This is a genomic window from Bacillus thuringiensis (assembly GCF_001455345.1).
Lineage (GTDB): Bacteria > Bacillota > Bacilli > Bacillales > Bacillaceae_G > Bacillus_A > Bacillus_A thuringiensis_N.
In genome coordinates this window covers 3,611,937-3,634,086 of the sequence record NZ_CP013274.1, presented here as the reverse complement: position 1 = coordinate 3,634,086, position 22,150 = coordinate 3,611,937, and the positions used below count along the sequence as shown (strand labels likewise).

Sequence of the window (22,150 nt, the reverse complement as noted above, 5' to 3'; positions counted from 1 at the left end):
TTTTTCAAGCATATAGCGATACATTTTTTAACAAAAATTAATCGCGTTGCTATTTGAATAATAAAGCGATAAAATCCTTCTTAAGAAGTTTTATTAAGAAGGATTTTTTTCTTTGTTTTGTCTTGCTGTGTCAAACTATTGTCACATTTACACTGTGAATAATATGTTAAAATAGTGAGGTTATGTATACATACTTGAAGGAAGAGGGAGTGACCATTTTGGTGGATCAATCAACAAATCAGAAAAGCTATGCTCCTATTGTGATAACGCTTTCTGTAATTGTAAATGCGATTATTTTATTTTTGTTCTTTGGACCTGTTGGCTATGAAGGAGAAGTACATTTTGATGTAACGATTTTACCAATGTTAAACGCGATTTTTAATAGCTTTACGTTCGTATTTTTATTAGCAGCGTTATTCTCTATTATTAAAAAGAATGTGAAAATGCATCGTGGTTTCATCCTTGCAGCATTTACGACAACTTTACTATTTTGTGTGTCGTATTTATCGTATCATTACTTAGCACCGGCAACACATTTTGGCGGAGAAGGATTCATTAAATATGTGTATTTCATCATTTTAATTACACATATTATCCTAGCAGCAATTATCGTACCACTTGCATTGTTTGCGCTTGTATTTGGTTTTACAAATCAATTAACACGTCACCGTAAAATTGTACGTTGGACGATGCCGATTTGGTTATATGTAAGTTTATCTGGTGTTATTGTTTACTTAATGATCTCACCTTATTATCAATAAAAAAATCTCAGCCTGTAGGCTGGGATTTTTTTATTAAGCAAATATTTTTGTGAAATGAAAAAAATATGGTATACAAAAGTATAGTTGCTTTTCATATAGAAGGGATGGTAAAGAAATATGCAAAATTTTGTATTTCGTAATCCGACGAAACTTATTTTCGGTAAAGGTCAATTAGAACAGTTAAAAACTGAAATTCCACAGTTCGGTAAAAAAGTTCTTCTCGTATACGGGGGAGGCAGCATTAAAAGAAACGATATTTATGATAATGTAATTTCTATTTTAAAGGATATTAATGCAGAAGTATTTGAATTGACGGGTGTTGAGCCGAACCCTCGTGTATCAACTGTAAAGAAAGGGATTCAAATTTGTAAAGATAATGGAGTCGAATTTATTTTAGCAGTTGGTGGAGGAAGTGTAATCGACTGTACGAAAGCGATTGCTGCTGGTAGCAAATATGATGGAGATGTATGGGATATTGTAACGAAAAAAACATTTGCTAGTGAGGCATTACCATTTGGTACTGTGCTTACTCTTGCAGCAACAGGATCTGAAATGAATGCTGGTTCTGTAATTACAAACTGGGAAACGAATGAAAAATATGGCTGGGGTAGCCCAGTTACCTTCCCACAGTTTTCGATTTTAGATCCAATTCATACTGCTTCTGTACCGAAAGATCAAACAATTTACGGTATGGTAGATATTATGTCGCACGTATTAGAACAATATTTCCATCATGGAACAAATACAGAACTACAAGATCGTTATTGTGAATCTGTTTTAAAAACAGTAATTGAGACAGCTCCTAAGCTTTTAAGTGATCTAGAAAATTATGAGCATAGAGAAACTATTTTATATTGCGGTACTATGGCGTTAAACGGTATTTTAGCGATGGGAGTAAAAGGAGATTGGGCGACTCATAATATTGAGCATGCAGTTTCAGCTGTTCATGATATACCGCATGGAGGCGGCTTAGCAATTCTATTCCCGAACTGGATGAAGCATGTTTTAGATGAAAATGTAAGTCGTTTTAAACAGTTTGCTATTCGCGTATTCGATGTAGAAACAGATGGAAAGACTGATCGAGAAGTTGCGTTAGAAGGAGTTGAGGCGTTACGTCAATTTTGGACTTCAATTGAGGCACCAGTAACATTATCTGATTACGCTATTGGAGAAAATGAAATTGATTTAATGGCGGATAAAGCGATGGCTTATGGTGAATTTGGTAATTTTAAAAAATTAAATAAAGATGATGTTTTAAGCATATATAAAGCTTCTTTATAAGCGAATCGAGAAAAGAGACCCGTTTGATTGTTATATCAAATGGGTTTCTTTTTTGTTTTCTATAACTGTTTTTGATTGGTTTTGATTATTTTTGAATGTTTGTGGTTGATTTTTGTGATCGTTTTCATTATACTGTAATCAAAGAAGAGGTGAATAAAATGTTAACTCCTGAACGTCATCAAATGATATTACAACTTGTAAAAGAGCAGAAGGTTGTTAAGTTACAACAATTAGTAGAAAGAACAGAAAGCTCTGAATCAACAATTCGTCGTGATTTAGCACAATTGGAAAAGCAAAGGTTATTAAAAAGAGTTCATGGTGGTGCCGCTGTTTTAACAGGAAAAGGACAGGAGCCAACGATGGTTGAAAAATCATCCAAAAACATTCAAATAAAACAACAAATTGCGAAGTATGCGGCTAACATAGTTGAACAAGGTGATTGTATTTATTTAGATGCAGGAAGTACAACATTTGAAATGATTCCATTCTTAATAAATAAAGATGTTACAGTCGTTACGAATGGACTTATGCATATTGAAGCTTTAGTTGAAAATAATATTCGTGCCTATTTGCTAGGCGGAATGATGAAGAGTAGGACGAAAGCTTTAATCGGTGCAATGGCGCAGGAAAGTATGCAGAAGTATCGTTTTGATAAATGTTTTTTAGGGGCGAATGGTGTACATGAACAGCTTGGTTTTACAACTCCAGATCCAGAAGAGGCACTTTTAAAGCAAATGGCATTAACATTAGCAAATGAAGGATATTTCTTAATTGATGAAAGTAAGTTTTCAGAAGTTGCGTTTGCGAAAATTGCCAATGTTGAAGAGGCAAATATTATTACAAACTATTTAGAAATTGATTTAGAAAAATATAAAAGACAAACCAATGTAATTGAGGCTGATAAACAATGATCTATACAGTAACTTTAAATCCATCTATTGATTATGTAGTACAAGTTAAGTCCTTAGATTTAGGCGCAGTAAATCGAGCGGAGAAAGATATGAAGTTTCCTGGAGGGAAAGGAATTAATGTTTCTCGCGTTCTTCATCGTTTAGGTGTTGAAAATGTAGCGCTTGGATTTACTGGTGGATTTACCGGTCAATTTATTAAAGATGTATTACATGATGAAGGGGTAATAACAAACTTCATTCAAGTAAATGACGATACTCGAATTAATGTGAAAATAAAAGGGAAAGAAGAAACAGAATTAAATGGGCAAGGACCAAGTGTGACAAATGAGCAATTTGAACAATTAATGAAACAAATTGAAAGTATGCAAAAGGGAGATTGTGTTGTACTAGCTGGAAGTGTACCGGCGTCTATCCCCACTACTTTTTATGAATCAATCGCAGCGTTTGGAGCTCAAAAAGGTATTCGTGTAGTAGTAGATGCAAGTGGTAGTGCGCTGCAGCATGTAGTTAAAAATAAACCATTTTTAATAAAACCAAATCATCATGAACTTGGTGAGTTATTTGGAGTAGAAATTTCAACAGCAGAAGATATTTTACCGTATGGAAGAAAATTAGTTGAGCAAGGTGTAGAGCATGTTATCGTATCAATGGCCGGAGATGGAGCTTTATTGTTTACGGCAGAAGGTATATATGAAGCAACTGTTCCAAAAGGTGTTGTAATTAATTCGGTTGGGGCTGGAGATTCTCTTGTTGCGGGATTTGTAGGTAAATATGAACAGACAAAAGATATTGAAAAGGCATTTCAATATGGCGTTGCTACAGGTAGTGCAACAGCATTTTCAGCTGATTTATGTGAAAAGGAAAAAGTAGAAGAATTATTGTCGCAAGTAATTGTAACTAAGCGATAGGGGGAAGCAATATATGAAAATTACAGAACTATTAAAAAGGGATACAGTTATTATGAATTTGACAGCTTCAAATAAAGAAGCTGTCATAGATGAATTAGTTGAGAAATTAAACGGGGCAAATCGTTTAAATAGTAAAGCTGAATTTAAAGAAGCTATTTTAAAGCGGGAGTCACAAAGTACAACCGGCATTGGTGAAGGAATTGCTATACCTCATGCGAAAACAAAAGCTGTTAAGCAACCAGCGATTTGTTTTGGTAGAAGTGTAAGCGGTATCAACTATGAATCGCTTGACGGACAGCCTGCGCATTTATTCTTTATGATTGCTGCGAGTGAAGGGGCGAATAATACGCATTTAGAAACGTTATCACGCCTATCTACACTATTAATGGATGAAGGATTTCGTAAGCAATTGTTAGAAGCAAAGGGTGAAGAGGAACTTCTTCGTCTATTTGATGAAAAAGAAAATGAAAAAGAAGCAGAGGTAGAAGTTGCACAACCAGAAGGGAATGAACCGTACGTATTAGCTGTTACAGCTTGTCCAACTGGAATCGCTCACACATATATGGCTGCGGATAGCTTGAAAGCAAAAGCAGCAGAGCTAGGAATTGCAATTAAAGTTGAAACGAATGGATCAACAGGTATAAAAAACGGTTTAACGAAAGAGGATATTGAACGCGCAACAGCTATAATTGTTGCGGCAGATAAACAAGTAGAAATGAATCGTTTTGCTGGTAAACATGTCATTCAAGTGCCAGTCGCTGACGGGATTAGAAAAACTGAAAAACTTCTTAATCGTGCTGTAAAACAGGATGCACCAATCTTTAAAGGAATAAAAGAAGATGGAAAGACAGAAAGTACAGAGAAAGAAAAAGGATTAGGGATTTATAAGCATTTAATGAGCGGTGTAAGTAATATGCTTCCATTCGTTGTTGGTGGAGGGATTTTAATTGCATTAGCATTTTGGATTGGTGGTATAAAAGCAGAAGGACCATTGGCTGAGTTGTTAATGTCTATTGGTGGAGGGGGAACAGGGGCGTTTTTATTCCTTGTACCAATTTTAGCTGGATTTATTGCGAGTTCTATTGCTGATCGTCCTGGTTTCATGCCTGGTGTTGTCGGTGGATTTTTAGCAGCACATGCGAATGCTGGATTTTTAGGTGGATTAATAGCTGGTTTCTTAGCTGGGTATGTTGTTTTAGGCTTGAAAAGATTATTTTCAGGACTACCAGTACAATTAGAAGGAATTAAACCTGTATTGTTATATCCGGTCTTTGGATTGTTGATTACAGGAGTTGTTATGCAAAAAGTAGTAATTCCGCCTGTAGTAGCATTGAATGAAATGTTAACAGGATGGTTAAATGGTTTGAACGGTACAAATGCTATATTACTAGGTCTTATATTAGGTGGTATGATGGCAATTGATATGGGTGGTCCAATTAATAAAGCTGCATTTACATTTGGTATTGCTGCAATAGAAGCACAGAATTTTGGCGTGCACTCAGCAGTTATGGCTGGTGGTATGGTACCACCACTTGCGATTGCATTCGCAACTACTTTCTTTAAATCAAAGTTTACAGAAGCAGAACGTAAATCTGGTTTAACAAATTATATTATGGGAGCATCGTTTATTACAGAAGGTGCGATTCCGTTTGCAGCTGCAGATCCGGTTCGGGTAATTGTCAGTTGTGTTGTTGGTTCAAGTATTGCAGGTGCATTATCAATGTTATTTCAAATTACATTACCAGCACCGCATGGTGGATTGTTTGTTATCGCATTAGTAAATAAACCAGTGTTATATATTTTCTCGATATTGATAGGGGCGGTTGTTTCTGCTCTTATGATGGGAATTTGGAAAAAGAAAGTTAAATAATAGGTGTAAAGGGAGTAGCTTTTATTAGCTGCTCCCTTTTATTACAAAAAAGGAGGTCAATAATTGGAGAATGATGAATTTTGGTAAAAGATGTAATGAAATCTGGTTTTTTTGTAACAAAAAAGTAATACTGTAATTTTTTTTGGAAAAAAATTCTGGTGCTTGTATGTGGAAAATATATGAAAACTATTGGGGATTCTATTGGAAATGTAATTTATTAATATGGAAATTTATGTTACAACTCATTAATCGTATATTACGAATGGTTTGTAATTGTGTGTTTTCTAAAAATCTTAAAAATCCGTTGCTATAATGAAAATACGAAAACAAAGCAAATGGAGGCTATTCATGAAAAAATTATTAGGTATAGCAACGGCGGCAGTTTTTGGTCTTGGGATTTTTGCAGGTTCTGCGAAAGCAGAAACGATTGTAACAACAGACGTATTAAATGTTAGAGAAAACCCAACTGTAGAGTCAAAGCTTGTAGGTAAAATGTTAAGTGGAAATAAATTAGACGTTATAAATACAGAAAATGGATGGACAAAAATTAAAATAAATGGTAAAGAAGCGTTTGTAAGTGCTGAATTTACAAAAAGTACATATTATGTAACGGCAGGTGTGTTAAATGTTCGTGCCGGAGCGAATACTGACTCTGAAATTCTTGGTAAACTGAATAAAGATGATGTAATTGAAACGACAAATCAAGTTCAAAATGAATGGTTACAATTCGACTACAATGGAAAAGTTGGATATGTTCACGTACCATTTTTAACAGGAACGGCACCAGTGATTGAAAAGAAAGAAGTTGTAACGCAAGAAGAAGCGCCGGTAAGAGTAAATACGCCGGTTAAAAATAATAAAGTAGTTAAGAACAAAGAGTCTGTTAAGAATGTAGAATCAAGTAAATCAGTGGCAAAACAGCAGTCAACTACGAAACAAGTTGCAAAATCTAATGGAACAAGTGCACCTGCTGGTGGACGTGAAATAACAGTAGAGGCGACAGCGTATACAGCAGATCCGAGTGAGAATGGTTCGTATGGTGGTCGTGTATTAACTGCAATGGGGCATGATTTAACAGCGAATCCAAATATGAAAGTAATTGCTGTTGACCCTAGAGTAATTCCACTTGGATCAAAAGTATGGGTAGAAGGATACGGAGAAGCGATTGCTGGAGATACTGGTGGTGCGATTAAAGGAAATCGTATTGATGTTCTAGTTGGTTCAGATGGTAGTGCTAATAGCTGGGGGCGCAAATCTGTTAAAGTGAAAGTTATAGAGTAGTGTATATGTATTAATATAAAAGGCGGTGCTTGAAAGTATGTAAGCAACCGCCTTTTATGGATTATTGAAAAGGATAAATCGTTTTACCTGTAATAATTTTATAGGCACTGCAAAATTGGTTTTGTATATACTCTGTATCTTTATTTTCTGGATGTAATGTTGTTTCTTGAAGAGTAGAATGAAAAGAACGTAGTAAACAATTTAAGGCGAAGTATAATTCTTCCTGTGAACAATTTTGTTCTTTTGTAGCAGTAGCTAAAATGAGGTCTTTTGTCAAAGATGAAAAATTGATAGTGGATTGTTTCATAGTTAACTCATCCTCTCGGAGGTATTTTTAATCATGTATATGCGGAATTGGACAAACTATGTTCTTTTTTATTTATAATTTCATGTACCAGAATGAAAGAACTTGCAATCATGTCGTTAAAATTGGTAAGATTGGATATAATCAATAGATGGAGTATATTACATAAAGAGAGTTGAATGATATGGGAGAAGTGCAACGTGAAAAAGTTGCTGTCATCATTGGACCAACTGCTGTTGGGAAGACGAAGTTAAGTATTGATCTTGCCAAAGCGTTGAATGGTGAAATTATAAGTGGAGATTCCATGCAGATTTATCGTACGATGGATATTGGAACTGCAAAGGTGACGAAAGAAGAGATGGACGGAATTCCACATTATATGGTCGATATAAAAAATCCAGAAGAATCATTTTCAGTTGCCGAATTTCAAGAACGTGTTCGTAAGCATATTCGAGAGATTACAGAGCGTGGTAAATTGCCAATTATCGTTGGTGGAACTGGTCTGTATATACAATCTGTTTTATTCGATTATCAGTTTACGGATGATGCGGGTGATGCTATATACCGAGAACAAATGGAAAAGTTAGCATTAGAACGTGGTGTGGAATATGTACATAAGAAATTACAAGAAGTAGACCCAGAAAGCGCTGAGCGTATTCATGCAAATAATGTACGCCGTGTCATTAGAGCGTTAGAAATTTTCCACACGACGGGTGAAAAAATGAGTGATCAACTTGAAAAACAAGAAAACGAATTATTATATGATGTTTCCTTAATTGGCTTGACAATGGATCGAGAAATGCTATACGATCGCATTAACTTACGAGTTGATATAATGATGGACCGAGGTTTATTAGAAGAAGTAGAAGGATTGTATAATAGAGGGATAAGAGATTGTCAATCTATTCAGGCGATTGGGTATAAAGAGATATATGATTATATTGAGGGTCGTGTATCTTTAGAAGAAGCGGTATCACAATTAAAGACGAATTCACGTCGTTATGCAAAACGTCAATTAACGTGGTTCCGTAATAAGATGGATGTCACATGGTTTGATGTTACAGACGGTGAAAAAACGTCAGAAATTTTACGATACGTAGAAGGAAAGTTACAACTAAAGTCGAATAATAGTAAGTAGAGAAAAAGAGGAGGATTCGACATGAAGCAATCAATCAATATTCAAGATCAGTTTTTAAATCAGCTCCGTAAAGAGAATACGTTTGTTACGCTGTACTTATTAAATGGTTTCCAGCTTCGTGGATTAATTAAAGGATTTGATAATTTTACAGTCCTACTGGAAACAGAAGGTAAGCAACAGCTTATTTATAAACATGCAATTTCTACATTCGTTCCACAAAAAAATGTTTCAATTGAATTAGAGTAGTAATGAATTATTGTACATAACAAAAAAAGAGCGAGTTTCTCGCTCTTTTTTTATTTGCCATAAACAATAAATAGTGAAATTTAAGCGATTCTAAATACAGTTAGACGAATGTTAGTGTTTCCTGTTGCAGGGATCGTGATCTCATTAAGAGTAGATTGGACAGAAATGTTTGCGCCAGCTCTTAACGTTTCGATTGTAGTAAATGAAAGTGAGTCGCCTATTAAATTTGAAGAGAAGTTATCAGTTGCGACTGCTCCATTAATTGAAATTCCTACTCCAAGAGGAGCGCATCCTGGCGCAGTGGTAGAAATAGATACGCTAATTACATAAATACCACCGTTGATAACTGTAACTGTATCTGTGCCATTAAAGATAATATTGTTTACGTTAATTGCAGTGCTGAAAATAAAGTTATTAAATTGTAGTACTGTTTGTTGAATGTTGTTTGTTACAACAATTGTTGCTACAGGGAAGCTAGGTCCAGTAGGCCCAGTCGGTCCTGTAACTCCTATACCAGTAGCGCCTGTTGGCCCTTGAACACCTTGAGGTCCGGTAGCACCAGTAGCACCCGTGTTACCTTGAACACCTTGAGGTCCAGTAGCACCAGTAGCACCCGTGTTACCTTGAACACCTTGAGGTCCAGTAGCGCCGGTAGCACCCGCTGGTCCTTGAACGCCTTGAGGTCCAGTAGCGCCCGTGTTACCTTGAGGTCCCTGAGGTCCAGTCGGTCCAGGAGGCCCACCAGAAGGTCCGGTAGGACCGGTAACTCCTATACCAGTGGCGCCAGTAGCACCCGTGTTACCTTGAGGTCCGGTAGCACCTGTGTTACCTTGAGCACCCTGAGGTCCGGTAGCACCTGTGTTACCTTGAGCACCCTGAGGTCCGGTAGCACCTGTGTTACCTTGAGCACCCTGAGGTCCGGTAGCGCCAGTAGCACCTGTGTTACCTTGAACACCTTGAGGTCCAGTAGCGCCAGTAGCACCTATGTTACCTTGAACACCTTGAGGTCCAGTAGCGCCAGTAGCACCTGTGTTACCTTGAACACCTTGAGGTCCTTGAGGTCCAGTGGCACCAGTAGCACCCGTGTTACCTTGAGCACCCTGAGGTCCTTGAGGTCCAGTGGCACCAGTAGCACCCGTGTTACCTTGAGCACCCTGAGGTCCAGTGGCGCCAGTAGCACCCGTGTTACCTTGAGGTCCTTGAGGTCCGGTAGCGCCCGTATTACCTTGAGGTCCCTGAGGTCCAGTAGGTCCAGGAGGCCCACCAGAAGGTCCGGTAGGACCGGTAACTCCTATACCAGTGGCACCAGTAGCACCCGTGTTACCTTGAGGTCCTTGAGGTCCGGTAGCACCTGTGTTACCTTGAGCACCTTGAGGTCCGGTAGCGCCAGTAGCACCTGTGTTACCTTGAACACCTTGAGGTCCAGTAGCGCCAGTAGCACCTGTGTTACCTTGAACACCTTGAGGTCCTTGAGGTCCAGTGGCACCTGTGTTACCTTGAGCACCTTGAGGTCCGGTAGCGCCAGTAGCACCCGTGTTACCTTGAGGTCCTTGAGGTCCGGTAGCACCTGTGTTACCTTGAACACCTTGAGGTCCAGTGGCACCAGTAGCACCTGTGTTACCTTGAACACCTTGAGGTCCAGTGGCACCAGTAGCACCTGTGTTACCTTGAACACCTTGAGGTCCGGTAGCGCCAGTAGCACCCGTGTTACCTTGAGCGCCTTGAGGTCCAGTGGCACCGGTAGCACCAGTAGCGCCCGTGTTACCTTGAACACCTTGAGGTCCAGTGGCACCGGTAGCGCCCGTGTTACCTTGAATACCTTGAGGTCCGGTAGCGCCCGTGTTACCTTGAGGCCCAGTAGGACCGGTAGCACCAGTAGCGCCCGTGTTACCTCGAGGCCCAGTGGCGCCGGTGGCACCAGTAGCACCCGTGTTACCTTGAGGCCCAGTGGCGCCGGTGGCACCAGTAGCACCCGTGTTACCTTGAGGCCCAGTGGCACCAGTAGCGCCCGTGTTACCTCGAGGCCCAGTGGCACCAGTAGCGCCCGTGTTACCTCGAGGCCCAGTGGCACCAGTAGCGCCCGTGTTACCTTGAGGCCCAGTAGGACCGGTAGCACCAGTAGCGCCCGTGTTACCTCGAGGCCCAGTGGCACCAGTAGCACCCGTGTTACCTCGAGACCCAGTAGGACCGGTAGGTCCAGTAGCGCCCGTGTTACCTCGAGGCCCAGTGGCACCGGTAGGTCCAGTAGCGCCCGTGTTACCTCGAGGCCCAGTGGCACCGGTAGGCCCAGTAGTACCCGTGTTACCTTGAGGCCCAGTGGCACCGGTAGGCCCAGTAGCACCCGTGTTACCTCGAGACCCAGTAGGACCGGTAGCGCCAGTAGCGCCCGTGTTACCTCGAGGCCCAGTGGCACCAGTAGCGCCCGTGTTACCTCGAGGCCCAGTAGCACCGGTAGGCCCAGTAGCACCCGTGTTACCTCGAGGCCCAGTAGGACCGGTAGCGCCAGTAGCGCCCGTGTTACCTCGAGGCCCAGTGGCACCAGTAGCGCCCGTGTTACCTCGAGGTCCAGTAGGCCCAGTAGGACCGGTAGGACCTCTGCCGAACGAAGCCGAATTAACTAGAGTAGTTTGTAACTCTGCAATTAATTTCAGGAGTTCTTGGAGTGTACAATGATCGATTCGGAATAACTTTGTGATGTAAAGTAAATAATTAATTAAAATTTGGAGTTCGACAAATACAGCACTTGCTATGAAGGTTGGGTTTCTTAATATAGTTATTAAGTTTTTTATAATAGCTAATCCTTGCGCTTTCAGGGAGGAAGTAGCGTCTAATGAACAAATAAATTTACTTAGTAGGTTCAATGTATCAATTAGATCTTCAATATTTTCGGGAGATGGATTTGCAAAAAGTTTTGGGATTATTTTTGTTAAATCGATAATGATTGCGCGAAATGTTCTAAGTTGTGCCTTAGTAATTGGGATTGATGGGGTATTTGGAATTCGCCCAGCGCTACTTGGAAAGCATGGTTTGGAGAATTTGTTTTGACTGTCGTCATAACGAGACATTAAATCTCTCCTTTCTAATGAGAATGTGAATGAAACTCATCATAGTAGATGCAAAAATTAGTTAAATGGTCATAGTAAAATCGTTTGTTTGAAGAAAAAATAGAAAAAACGCCTTATCATAAGGCGTTTTTTCTATTTTCTGCGTATTGATAATATCGTTTTAGTGAAATTTTTGATTTGAACCCAACTAGTTTTATAATTTCTGACTCCGGAGTTTCTTTTTGTATTAAGTTTAAAATATAGGTGTTACGAAAGTGTTGTCCTGAGATTCCTTTGCGTAAATTAGCTCTAGATACTTCAAGGCGAATCATTTTTTGGATAGCGATTTCTGTTAATCCCTTTGGTGCATCATTTTCGTATACCCATCTGTATGTTCCGCGATTAAAATCAAATGCGATAAATAATGGATCATTACTATGGTATTTTGGACGAACGGGTTCAGGGATACTTTTGTAATAAGCATATAGTTGTTTTTTGTCTTCGTTGGTTAATGTAATTGTTCTTTCTAACCCTGCGGTTGCTGGGATAGATAATGTGTTAGTTTCAAAGTGGACGTGATGCATAGTTAATGCTGTAAGTTCTTGTAAGGATAATCCATAGTCAATTAATAAGTTTAAAATAGCGATATTACGATCCATCAATAAAGGGCGCACAGGACGTTGTTTTTCTGAAAGTCCTTCCAATGAAGTGACTATATGTTTTAATCTTTTTTCTTCATCAGATGAAATGAAATCTTCATTGCGAAGTGTGCGATCTGGTTGAATAGAAATTTCCATGTCCTTTAATGGGTTAGGGATGTTTAGAAAGTGATGCATTCTATTTAATACAATAAATACACGGTGCATCGTTTTCTCTGAGTAATGTCGATTCTTTTTTAAGTCGGAAAAGTAATCTTCGTAGTCTTTTGTACAAAGTGTAGCCCATATATTACTGGAAGGGAGCTTTTTGTTTTTTTCTAACCAATGTCCGAAATCTTCAATGTCATAAACGTAACGTTTAATGGTTGAAGGTTTTCGGCCTTTATTCAATAAAAAAATAGAAAAGGCTTGTATTGTATCATGGAATTCCGTTGTCTCCATAGTCCCACCACCTTCATTATTTCTTATATTATAGCAAACTTTTCTGAAAATAGTCATTTACAAGGGAGGTAGGAATAATAATATTTGGTGAGTGGATAAAATGAGGTGATAGTATGGAACAATCGATGCGAAAGAAAAATAATAATCAAATTAACATTGTGTTAAATCATCGAAAGAAAATTTCTTTACCGGCCGCAGAAAATAAAACAGTAATTTCAAATGAAACTACTACGAAACATGAGATGCTGCAAAGAATTGAAGAAGAGATGGGGAAGCTCGTTGGGATGGATGATATAAAAAAGATAATAAAAGAAATATATGCTTGGATTTATGTAAATAAAAAAAGACAAGAAATAGGGTTGAAGTCTGAGAAGCAAGTACTCCATATGTTGTTTAAAGGGAATCCAGGTACAGGGAAGACAACTGTTGCTAGAATGATAGGGAAATTATTGTTTGAGATGAATATTCTATCAAAAGGGCACTTAGTTGAAGCTGAACGTGCGGATCTGGTAGGAGAGTACATCGGTCATACAGCTCAAAAAACAAGGGATTTAATAAAAAAAGCAATGGGAGGTATTTTGTTTATTGATGAGGCGTATTCATTAGCCCGAGGGGGAGAAAAAGATTTTGGGAAAGAGGCAATTGATACGCTCGTGAAACATATGGAAGATAAACAACACGGTTTTGTATTGATTTTAGCCGGATATTCAAGAGAGATGAATCACTTTCTTTCATTAAATCCAGGTCTGCAATCCCGTTTTCCGTTTATAATTGAATTTGCGGATTACTCGGTAAATCAGCTGTTAGAAATAGGGAAGAGGATGTATGAAGAGCGTGAATACCAGTTATCGAAAGAGGCTGAATGGAAATTTAGAGATCATTTACATGCTGTAAAGTACTCATCGCAAATTACATCGTTTAGTAATGGAAGATATGTACGGAATATTGTTGAAAAATCCATTCGTACACAGGCTATGCGCTTGTTGCAAGAGGATACGTATGATAAATATGATTTAATTGGGATATCAAGTAGTGATTTGATGCTTGAAGAGGAGACGCACAGTACGTAAACTGTGCGTCTGTTTTTTTATATAAGTGCTGTTACTCTTTTTTTGCTTTGTCTTGATAAGATTTATGGAAACGTTCCATTTTAGCACTTTTTTCGTGTGCAGAATTAGGATCATGTCCAATTTGACCTACTGAGCTTTTTTGAGCACCTTTATTAACATGGTTTGTCATTTGTATTCACCTCGCTTTGAGGATTAGTATAAACATTATGTAAAGAAAAACTCGTTAGAAAAGAAAAACCTCTTTACGTTCTGTAAAGAGGTTGGATTGCTATTTATGCACTGAACGTTCGTTTGTGTCGATGCGTCTATGTGGTAAATGCCATTTGTAGTGAATAGAAACCATGCGGAAGCAAACAATTAAAATGAATAAGGTGTATAAAGCCCAATCACTAACAATAATTTGAGCGCCGATTAAGAAACCTGCTAGAATCGTCCAAAAAGCATATACTTCAGCTCGAAGGACGAGAGGTTTTCTGCGGGCTAAAAGATCGCGGATAATACCGCCGCCAATGCCAGTTAAAACAGCTGCTACAATTGTAGCGCTAATTGGTAAATTTAATTTCTGAGCATATAATGCTCCTTGTACGGCGAATGCTGATAAGCCGATAGCATCAGTGATGTTTTCCCACTTTTTCCAGTGTCTAATTAATTTATTTGGAAAAAGAAAAATAATTGTCATTGATAAAAGTGCGATTTGGAATAACATGTCTTGTTGCCAAAACGCGACAATCGGATAACCGATTAATAAATTACGAAGGGCACCTCCCCCAAATGCGGTCGCCATTCCTAAAATATACACCCCGAAAATATCATAATCCTCTTCCATTGCAACAATGGCTCCGCTTAGTGCGAAGGCAATTGTGCCTATGATGCTAAAAATCTCCCATGCCATGAATTTTCTCCCCCGCTAACTAGATGAAATGTGCTTCCTCTGCTATTATATTAGAAGGTTTAAATTTCGAAAAGGATGAGTGAACATATTTGATGGAAGAAAAAGAAAAAGTCATATTAGTGGGCTGTCAATTGCCGCAAGATGATGATGAAAAATTTATGCATTCCATGAAAGAACTTGCATCACTAGCGAAGACTGCGCGAGCAGAATTGTTAGTGTCTACAACGCAAAAACGACCGAAATTTCATCCGGCGACTTATATAGGCAAAGGTAAATTAGAAGAGCTTACAATGTTAACTGAAGAATTAGCACCGGATGTTATCGTATTTAATAACGAATTAACGCCGAGTCAAATTCGGAATTTATCCTCAGTATTAGATGCGAGGGTAATTGATCGAACGCAACTCATATTAGATATTTTTGCGCAACGTGCGAAGTCGAGGGAAGGTAAGCTTCAAGTAGAATTAGCTCAGTTGCAATATACAATGCCACGTCTTATGGGACAAGGATTGTCTTTATCACGTCTTGGTGGTGGTATTGGAACGAGAGGGCCGGGTGAGACGAAACTTGAGACGGATCGTCGTCATATTCGATCGCGCATTGATGAAATAAAGAAGCAACTTGCAGTTGTTGTGGAACATCGAAAAAGATATCGTGAAAGAAGAAAAGATAATAAAGTATTTCAAGTTTCATTAATAGGATATACGAATGCGGGAAAATCTACACTGTTTAATAGATTAACGGAAGCTGATACGTTTGAAGAAAACTTGTTGTTTGCAACGCTAGACCCGACGACAAGGAAGATGCCGTTACCTTCTGGTTATACAGTATTACTAACTGATACAGTTGGTTTTATACAAGATTTACCTACGTCATTAATTGCTGCTTTTCGTTCGACATTAGAAGAAGCTGGTGAAGCAGACGTTATATTACATGTAGTTGATTCTGCAGATTCGAATTATGTAGGGCATGAGAAAACAGTGAAACAATTATTGTCAGAACTTGCAATTAATCATATTCCTATTATTACGTTATATAATAAAAAAGATGAATTACATCAAAACTTTATTCCGTTTCCGAAAAGTGATTTCTTAATGACTAGTGCTTTTGAAGAAAAAGATCTATTACATATAAAAGAAGCAATAGAAACGAAAATGAAGGAAGAAATGAATCGTTATCAAGTGGAAATTCCTCCGAGTGAAGGTAAGTTGTTAACGCTACTAAAGACGGAAACGCTATTAATAAAGATGGAGTTTTTGGAAGAAAAATTTGTATATGATTGCACAGGGTATATTTTTGCTCATTCATCACTTAATGTGCAATTAAAGAGATTTTTAGTGGAAGAAGGAGAAAATAAAAATGTTTGATCGTTTGAAAAATGGAGAAAAAATTGCTCCAATCGTAAAAGAAGTAGAGAGCCAAATTACAGAAGTACATAAACGTGCGGATGAAGTGATTGAAAGTAATCAGTTTCGTGTATTAGAAAGTTTTCGTAAACATAAAATTAGTGATTCGCATTTTATTCCGACGACAGGTTACGGTTATGATGACATTGGTCGTGATACGTTAGAAAAAGTGTATGCGGATGTATTTGGAGCGGAAGCTGGTCTTGTTCGTCCGCAAATTATTTCAGGTACTCACGCTATTTCTACAGCGTTATTCGGTATTTTACGTCCGGGAGATGAGTTATTGTACATCACTGGCAAGCCGTATGATACGTTAGAAGAAATCGTTGGTGTACGCGGAAAAGGTGTAGGTTCATTTAAAGAATATAATATTGGTTATAATGCAGTTCCGCTTACTGAAGAGGGGCTTGTTGATTTTGGAGCTGTTGCAGCTGCAATTCATAGTAATACGAAAATGATTGGTATTCAGCGCTCAAAAGGTTATGCAACTCGTCCGTCGTTTACTATTTCTCAAATTAAAGAGATGATAGCGTTTGTTAAAGAAATTAAACCGGATGTTGTTGTATTTGTAGATAACTGTTATGGCGAGTTTATTGAAGAGCAAGAGCCATGTCATGTTGGTGCAGATTTAATGGCAGGTTCGCTTATTAAAAACCCAGGTGGTGGAATTGTTAAAACTGGTGGTTATATTGTTGGTAAAGAACAGTATGTTGAAGCGTGTGCATATCGTTTGACATCTCCAGGAATCGGTGCGGAAGCAGGTGCATCTTTATACAGTCTGCAAGAAATGTATCAAGGTTTCTTCTTAGCGCCGCATGTAGCGGGACAAGCGCTAAAAGGTGCGATTTTTACAGCTGCATTTTTAGAGAAGTTAGGAATGAATACATCACCAGCATGGAATGCACCAAGAACAGATTTAATTCAGTCTGTTCAATTTGATGATAAAGATCGTATGATTGCGTTTTGCCAAGCAATTCAATATGCATCTCCAATTAATTCTCACTTCACTCCATATGCGAACTATATGCCGGGTTATGAAGATGATGTCATTATGGCTGCGGGAACGTTTATTCAAGGGGCGAGTATTGAATTGTCGGCTGATGGTCCGATTCGTCCGCCTTACGTTGCTTACGTGCAAGGTGGGTTAACTTATTCACATGTGAAGATTGCGATTTGTTCTGCAATTGATGCATTAATTGAAAAGGAATTATTAACAATTTCTTAAAGGGAAGCTGTCGATTTCGACAGCTTTTTTGGCGTGAAAGTAATGATTTATTTCATTAGAATAAAGAATGAAAAAATTTATAAAAAAATCATGTAAGAAAATCTAACATCTATTGACACTAAACATAACATGGTATAGAATAAGAAACAGTTAAGGCGAAGGAGGAACTGAAACAATGAAAGAAGATAGACGTTCTGCTCCGCTGTTTCCTATTGGTATTGTTATGGATTTAACACAATTATCTGCACGTCAAATTCGCTACTATGAAGAACATAATCTTGTTTCTCCAACCCGTACAAAGGGGAATCGTAGATTATTTTCATTTAACGATGTAGATAAGTTGTTAGAGATTAAAGATTTATTAGATCAAGGCTTGAATATGGCTGGTATTAAACAAGTGTTACTAATGAAAGAAAATCAAACAGAAGCAGTGAAAGTAAAAGAAGAAACGAAAGAAATTTCAAAAACTGAGCTACGCAAAATACTTCGAGACGAACTACAACATACAGGTAGATTTAATCGAACTTCATTGCGACAAGGTGACATTTCAAGGTTTTTTCACTAAAGAGAACTGATTCTGAAGGTGTTTAGAGGGACTAAGGAGGAATTTATAATGGCTAGGTACACAAAAGAAGATATTTTCCGTTTGGCGGAAGAAGAGAATGTAAAGTATGTCCGTTTACAATTTACAGACCTTTTAGGAGTAATTAAAAACGTAGAGATTCCAGTGAGACAATTAACGAAAGCTCTTGATAACAAAATGATGTTTGATGGATCTTCGATTGAAGGTTTCGTACGTATTGAAGAATCTGATATGTATTTATATCCTGATTTAGGCACTTGGGTAATTTTCCCTTGGACAGCTGAAAAAGGGAAAGTAGCTCGACTAATCTGTGATATTTACAATGCGGATGGCACTCCATTTGATGGGGACCCACGTAACAATTTAAAACGTGTGTTAAAAGAAATGGAAGCTTTAGGATTCTCAGATTTCAATCTTGGACCAGAGCCAGAATTCTTCCTATTTAAAGTAGATGAAAAAGGAAATCCAACATTAGAATTAAACGATAACGGTGGATACTTCGACCTTGCGCCGATGGATCTAGGGGAAAACTGTCGTCGTGATATCGTTCTTGAACTTGAAGAAATGGGATTTGAAATTGAAGCATCTCACCATGAGGTTGCTCCAGGGCAGCACGAAATTGATTTTAAATATGCAAGTGCAATTCGCTCATGTGATGACATTCAAACATTCAAACTTGTTGTAAAAACAATTGCTCGTAAACACGGTTTACACGCAACATTTATGCCAAAACCATTATACGGTGTGAACGGTTCAGGTATGCACTGTAACTTATCGCTATTCAAAAATGGTGAGAACGTATTCTTCGATAAAAACGGTGACTTACAATTAAGTGATGATGCTCGTCACTTCATCGCAGGTATTTTAAAACACGCACCAGCATTTACAGCGATAGCAAACCCAACTGTAAACTCATATAAACGTCTAGTACCTGGGTATGAAGCGCCTTGTTACGTAGCATGGTCTGCACAAAACCGTAGCCCGTTAGTACGTATCCCTGCATCTCGTGGTATTAGTACACGCGTAGAAGTACGTAGTGTTGACCCAGCTGCAAACCCATATTTAGTAATGGCTACATTATTAGCAGCAGGTCTTGACGGAATTAAAAACAAATTAACTCCACCAGCTGCAGTAGACCGTAACATCTATGTAATGACAAAAGAAGAGCGTGAAGAAGCGGGTATCGTTGACTTACCAGCAACATTAGCGCAAGCGTTAGTTACATTACAATCTAATGAAGTAGTATGTGGTGCACTAGGTGAGCATTTACTTGAGCACTTCATCGAAGCGAAAGAGATTGAGTGGGATATCTTTAGAACGCAAGTTCACCAATGGGAACGCGATCAATATATGTCTCTTTACTAAGAGATTAAAAAGCCTTGATACTACGTATTAAGGCTTTTTTTGTTTGTGGGCAATATAGTTGTTAGTTGAAATGAATTGAATAGATGCCTCAAAAATGCCAGAAAAAAATTATGGAGGTATTTAAAGTTTTATTCCATATCTTTAATGTAACGTGGTGAAATTCGAATTATTTGTTTGTTCCAAAAGAGTGGATAAGTAAAAGTAACATGCGTAATATCTATGGGTATAAAAAAATGTATGATATGTTTTGTTCGGTATCGGATATGTTTAATATTAAAGTTCAAGTGTTTAAAAATATAGTACCTTGCAATAAACAATACTAAGTGGTATATTATGGATAATAAAGGTACCGTGTATTGAACAGTACTGAAATGAGAAAGGAGGACTATCCTTGAACGTTCAGTTTAAAAAAGGTGTGTTAGAACTGTGTGTGTTGGCACTTGTGAAACGTAAGGATTGCTACGGTTATGAACTTGTTCAGCAAATCTCAAATAAATTTTTAATATCGGAAGGATCAGTGTATCCTTTATTACGTCGTTTAACGAAAGAAGGATATTTTCAAACGTATTTAAAAGAATCTACGGAGGGGCCGCCTCGTAAATATTATCAACTAACTGAGCAAGGGGAAACGCAACTGAATTTGTTGGTAACAGAGTGGCGTGATTTTGCGAAAGGCGTACAAGAAATTATTGAAGGGGTGGAATGGGATGAGTAAAGAACAGTTTCTTAAGGAATTATCAAGTCATCTTAGAAAGTTACCAGACGAAGAGAGGAAAGATATTTTATTTGATTATGAAGAGCATTTTCAGTTTGGGATAGAAGAGGGGAAAACTGAATCGGAAATAATAGAGGGGCTTGGCTCTCCGAAAGTAATTGCAAAAGAATTGCTTGCGATGTATCGTTTCGATGAAATGAAAAAAGATCCATCAACTTCAAATGTGACAAGAGCTGTCATGGCAGCGATTGGACTTAGTTTGTTTAATTTCATTATTGTGTTAGGCCCGTTAGTTGCAATTATTGCTTTTATATTTTCTTTTTGGATCGGTGGGATTGCTAGTGTAGTGACACCATTTTTCGTAATTGGAAAAGTATTTATGGGTACTTTTATATGGTTGGATTTATTCGTTAGTATAACGTTTGTTGGAGTAGGTTTGTTGTTATGTATTATCGCTTATTATAGTACGAAGTGGTTTAAAAGACTATGCGTACGTTATGTAATATGGAACTTCAAAATGATAAAAGGGGAGTAGATGATGAAAAAAATATTGTTAGTAGCAATCGCTTGTATCATTATTGGAGTAATAGGGATTTCACAAACATATGAAAAAGCAGTGCAAACTGCAGAAGAAGGAAACAAAGAAGATATAATTAAAAACGAAACATTAAAAAATATAGAAGTTAAGTTAGATGCCAGGGATATTGTTGTTCAAAAATCTCCTGACTCTTCTTTTTATGTAAAGCAATCAGGAGATGCGCGTAAACAAAAGATTCGTATTGCAGAAGATGGTGACACATTAAAAATTATTGGGGAAAGAGAAAAAGGTGCTTCATTTGATTTTTCTTTTTATGATTTTAGGTTTCAAACGTCTAAATTGACTCTCCTTGTGCCCGAACGCTCTTATCAAGATGTAAAAGTAAATTCATCTGCTGGACAAATCGAAATGAGTGATGTGAAAAGTGATAGCGTAAGTGTTAGAACACTTGCTGGTGAAGTGGATTTGAAACGTGTAACGGCTAAGAATGTGGAGGGATCTACAAAAGCTGGTGAAGTAAACTTTAAAAAGGTAATAGGGAAAGTGACTGCAAAAACGACCAGCGGGGAAATAAATATTCTAGATCATGATTCTAAGTATAATCTAGAAGCAAGTTCAACTGCGGGAGATATAGGTATTACTTTAACGGAAAAACCACAAGATGCGGTAATTACTGGGCAAAGCGCTGCCGGGGATGTAACAATTTTTAATGAAGAAAATAAAAATGTAATAATTGGTAATGGGAGCAAAAAGATTAGCGGTAAAACAGCTGCGGGCGATGTGACGATTGAAACGCGTTCATAAGAAATAGAATGTATGAAAATCTATCAAAATACAAAAAAAGAAGATAATTACCGTATGTAAATAAGGTAATTATCTTCTTTTATATTCTTAATGTAAATCACGATATACGCCAATTACTTTACCAATAACTGACACTTGTTTTAAAATGATAGGTTCTAATGAAGAGTTTTCCGGTTGTAGACGGAAATGGTCTTTTTCTTTATAGAAACGTTTAACAGTTGCTTCATTATCTTCTGTTAAAGCGACTACAATTTCACCATTATATGCAGACTGTTGTTGGCGAACAACAACTAAATCTCCATCGAAAATACCAGCTTCAATCATACTATCTCCAGAAATACGTAACATAAACACTTGATCTGCTCCAGCAACAATGCTAGCTGGAAGTGGGAAGTGATCTTCTACACTTTCAACTGCTGTAATTGGTAATCCAGCAGTAACTTTTCCTATGATTGGAACTTGAATAACAGATTGTGTTTCTGTATCCATTCGGTCATCACCTAAAATTTCGATTGCTCGTGGTTTTGTTGGATCGCGTCGAATGTATCCTTTTTCTTCTAATCTTGATAAATGTCCGTGCACTGTAGAACTAGAAGCGAGGCCGACTGCTTGACCGATTTCACGTACGGAAGGTGGATATCCTTTTTCTTGTACTTTTAGCTTAATAAAGTCGAGAATGTCTTGCTGGCGTTTCGTTAACTTTTCCAT

At 37.9% G+C, this 22,150-nt stretch carries 22 protein-coding genes; 16 read left to right on the top strand and 6 right to left on the bottom strand.

What is annotated here, in order from left to right; translation table 11 throughout:
- Positions 1-218: 218 nt before the first annotated feature.
- From ATN06_RS18815 to entD, 6 genes are all read left to right on the top strand, one after another.
- Positions 219-761: a DUF420 domain-containing protein gene (locus ATN06_RS18815; RefSeq protein ID WP_000228315.1), complete on the top strand. Its 543-nt coding sequence runs from the start codon at positions 219-221 to the stop codon at positions 759-761.
- 117 nt (positions 762-878) lie between these two features.
- Entirely contained in the window at positions 879-2,042 is a 1,164-nt protein-coding gene (locus ATN06_RS18810) for an iron-containing alcohol dehydrogenase (RefSeq protein WP_060631895.1), read from the top strand.
- A 158-nt stretch (positions 2,043-2,200) separates the two neighbouring features.
- Complete coding sequence (locus ATN06_RS18805) at positions 2,201-2,953, top strand: DeoR/GlpR family DNA-binding transcription regulator (protein ID WP_060631894.1); 753 nt, start codon at positions 2,201-2,203, stop codon at positions 2,951-2,953.
- The gene (gene pfkB / locus ATN06_RS18800; protein WP_060631893.1) at positions 2,950-3,861 is read left to right on the top strand and encodes a 1-phosphofructokinase; all 912 of its coding nucleotides are present in this window, start codon (positions 2,950-2,952) and stop codon (positions 3,859-3,861) included. Before ATN06_RS18805 ends, pfkB begins: the two co-directional genes overlap by 4 nt.
- Before the next feature lie 13 nt (positions 3,862-3,874).
- On the top strand, positions 3,875-5,731 hold the full coding sequence (locus tag ATN06_RS18795; RefSeq protein WP_060631892.1) for a PTS fructose transporter subunit IIABC: 1,857 nt from the start codon (positions 3,875-3,877) through the stop codon (positions 5,729-5,731).
- A gap of 348 nt (positions 5,732-6,079) precedes the next feature.
- The gene (entD, locus tag ATN06_RS18790; protein WP_060631891.1) at positions 6,080-7,012 is read left to right on the top strand and encodes a cell wall-binding protein EntD; all 933 of its coding nucleotides are present in this window, start codon (positions 6,080-6,082) and stop codon (positions 7,010-7,012) included.
- Positions 7,013-7,073: 61 nt separating this feature from the next.
- Here entD and ATN06_RS18785 read toward each other — a convergent pair whose 3' ends face one another.
- Entirely contained in the window at positions 7,074-7,319 is a 246-nt protein-coding gene (locus ATN06_RS18785) for a hypothetical protein (RefSeq protein WP_000814418.1), read from the bottom strand.
- Between the two features lie 181 nt (positions 7,320-7,500).
- Between ATN06_RS18785 and miaA the strand changes: the two genes are divergently transcribed.
- The gene (miaA, locus tag ATN06_RS18780; RefSeq protein ID WP_060631890.1) at positions 7,501-8,454 is read left to right on the top strand and encodes a tRNA (adenosine(37)-N6)-dimethylallyltransferase MiaA; all 954 of its coding nucleotides are present in this window, start codon (positions 7,501-7,503) and stop codon (positions 8,452-8,454) included.
- 21 nt (positions 8,455-8,475) lie between these two features.
- Positions 8,476-8,700, top strand: a complete 225-nt coding sequence (gene hfq / locus ATN06_RS18775) for an RNA chaperone Hfq (protein ID WP_000813896.1) — start codon at positions 8,476-8,478, stop codon at positions 8,698-8,700.
- Positions 8,701-8,780: 80 nt separating this feature from the next.
- Here the strand turns inward: hfq and ATN06_RS18770 are convergent, their stop codons facing one another.
- Together ATN06_RS18770 and ATN06_RS18765 are read right to left on the bottom strand one after the other, a co-directional pair.
- Positions 8,781-11,765, bottom strand: a complete 2,985-nt coding sequence (locus ATN06_RS18770) for a Gly-Xaa-Xaa repeat protein (protein WP_060631889.1) — start codon at positions 11,763-11,765, stop codon at positions 8,781-8,783.
- Positions 11,766-11,881: 116 nt separating this feature from the next.
- Positions 11,882-12,844, bottom strand: coding sequence for a tyrosine-type recombinase/integrase (locus tag ATN06_RS18765; protein ID WP_060631888.1), 963 nt, complete (start codon positions 12,842-12,844; stop codon positions 11,882-11,884).
- A 113-nt stretch (positions 12,845-12,957) separates the two neighbouring features.
- Here ATN06_RS18765 and spoVK point away from each other — a divergent pair, with 113 nt between their 5' ends.
- Entirely contained in the window at positions 12,958-13,914 is a 957-nt protein-coding gene (gene spoVK / locus ATN06_RS18760) for a stage V sporulation protein K (protein ID WP_048525539.1), read from the top strand.
- A 31-nt stretch (positions 13,915-13,945) separates the two neighbouring features.
- On the opposite strand, the gene ATN06_RS29260 is transcribed toward spoVK, so the two are convergent.
- Together ATN06_RS29260 and ATN06_RS18755 are read right to left on the bottom strand one after the other, a co-directional pair.
- Complete coding sequence (locus tag ATN06_RS29260) at positions 13,946-14,083, bottom strand: hypothetical protein (RefSeq protein ID WP_063260593.1); 138 nt, start codon at positions 14,081-14,083, stop codon at positions 13,946-13,948.
- Between the two features lie 99 nt (positions 14,084-14,182).
- Entirely contained in the window at positions 14,183-14,806 is a 624-nt protein-coding gene (locus ATN06_RS18755) for a trimeric intracellular cation channel family protein (protein WP_048544241.1), read from the bottom strand.
- Positions 14,807-14,898: 92 nt separating this feature from the next.
- On the opposite strand from ATN06_RS18755, the gene hflX reads away from it, so the two are divergent.
- The 7 genes from hflX (at position 14,899) to ATN06_RS18720 (ending at position 21,442) form a co-directional block, all read left to right on the top strand.
- The gene (gene hflX, locus ATN06_RS18750) at positions 14,899-16,173 is read left to right on the top strand and encodes a GTPase HflX (RefSeq protein ID WP_060631887.1); all 1,275 of its coding nucleotides are present in this window, start codon (positions 14,899-14,901) and stop codon (positions 16,171-16,173) included.
- A complete protein-coding gene (locus tag ATN06_RS18745; protein WP_000460296.1) occupies positions 16,166-17,437 on the top strand; it encodes a methionine gamma-lyase family protein in 1,272 nt (423 codons plus the stop codon). The genes hflX and ATN06_RS18745 overlap by 8 nt, the downstream gene beginning before the upstream one ends.
- Before the next feature lie 175 nt (positions 17,438-17,612).
- Positions 17,613-18,002, top strand: a complete 390-nt coding sequence (glnR, locus tag ATN06_RS18740) for a transcriptional repressor GlnR (RefSeq protein WP_000656783.1) — start codon at positions 17,613-17,615, stop codon at positions 18,000-18,002.
- 48 nt (positions 18,003-18,050) lie between these two features.
- Positions 18,051-19,385 carry a type I glutamate--ammonia ligase gene (gene glnA / locus ATN06_RS18735; RefSeq protein WP_060631886.1) on the top strand — a complete coding sequence of 445 codons (1,335 nt, stop codon included), beginning with the start codon at positions 18,051-18,053 and terminating at the stop codon, positions 19,383-19,385.
- 391 nt (positions 19,386-19,776) lie between these two features.
- On the top strand, positions 19,777-20,100 hold the full coding sequence (locus ATN06_RS18730; RefSeq protein WP_001102620.1) for a PadR family transcriptional regulator: 324 nt from the start codon (positions 19,777-19,779) through the stop codon (positions 20,098-20,100).
- Positions 20,093-20,635 carry a DUF1700 domain-containing protein gene (locus ATN06_RS18725; protein WP_060631885.1) on the top strand — a complete coding sequence of 181 codons (543 nt, stop codon included), beginning with the start codon at positions 20,093-20,095 and terminating at the stop codon, positions 20,633-20,635. Before ATN06_RS18730 ends, ATN06_RS18725 begins: the two co-directional genes overlap by 8 nt.
- A complete protein-coding gene (locus ATN06_RS18720; RefSeq protein ID WP_060631884.1) occupies positions 20,636-21,442 on the top strand; it encodes a DUF4097 family beta strand repeat-containing protein in 807 nt (268 codons plus the stop codon).
- An 87-nt stretch (positions 21,443-21,529) separates the two neighbouring features.
- On the opposite strand, the gene lexA is transcribed toward ATN06_RS18720, so the two are convergent.
- Complete coding sequence (gene lexA / locus ATN06_RS18715) at positions 21,530-22,150, bottom strand: transcriptional repressor LexA (RefSeq protein WP_060631883.1); 621 nt, start codon at positions 22,148-22,150, stop codon at positions 21,530-21,532.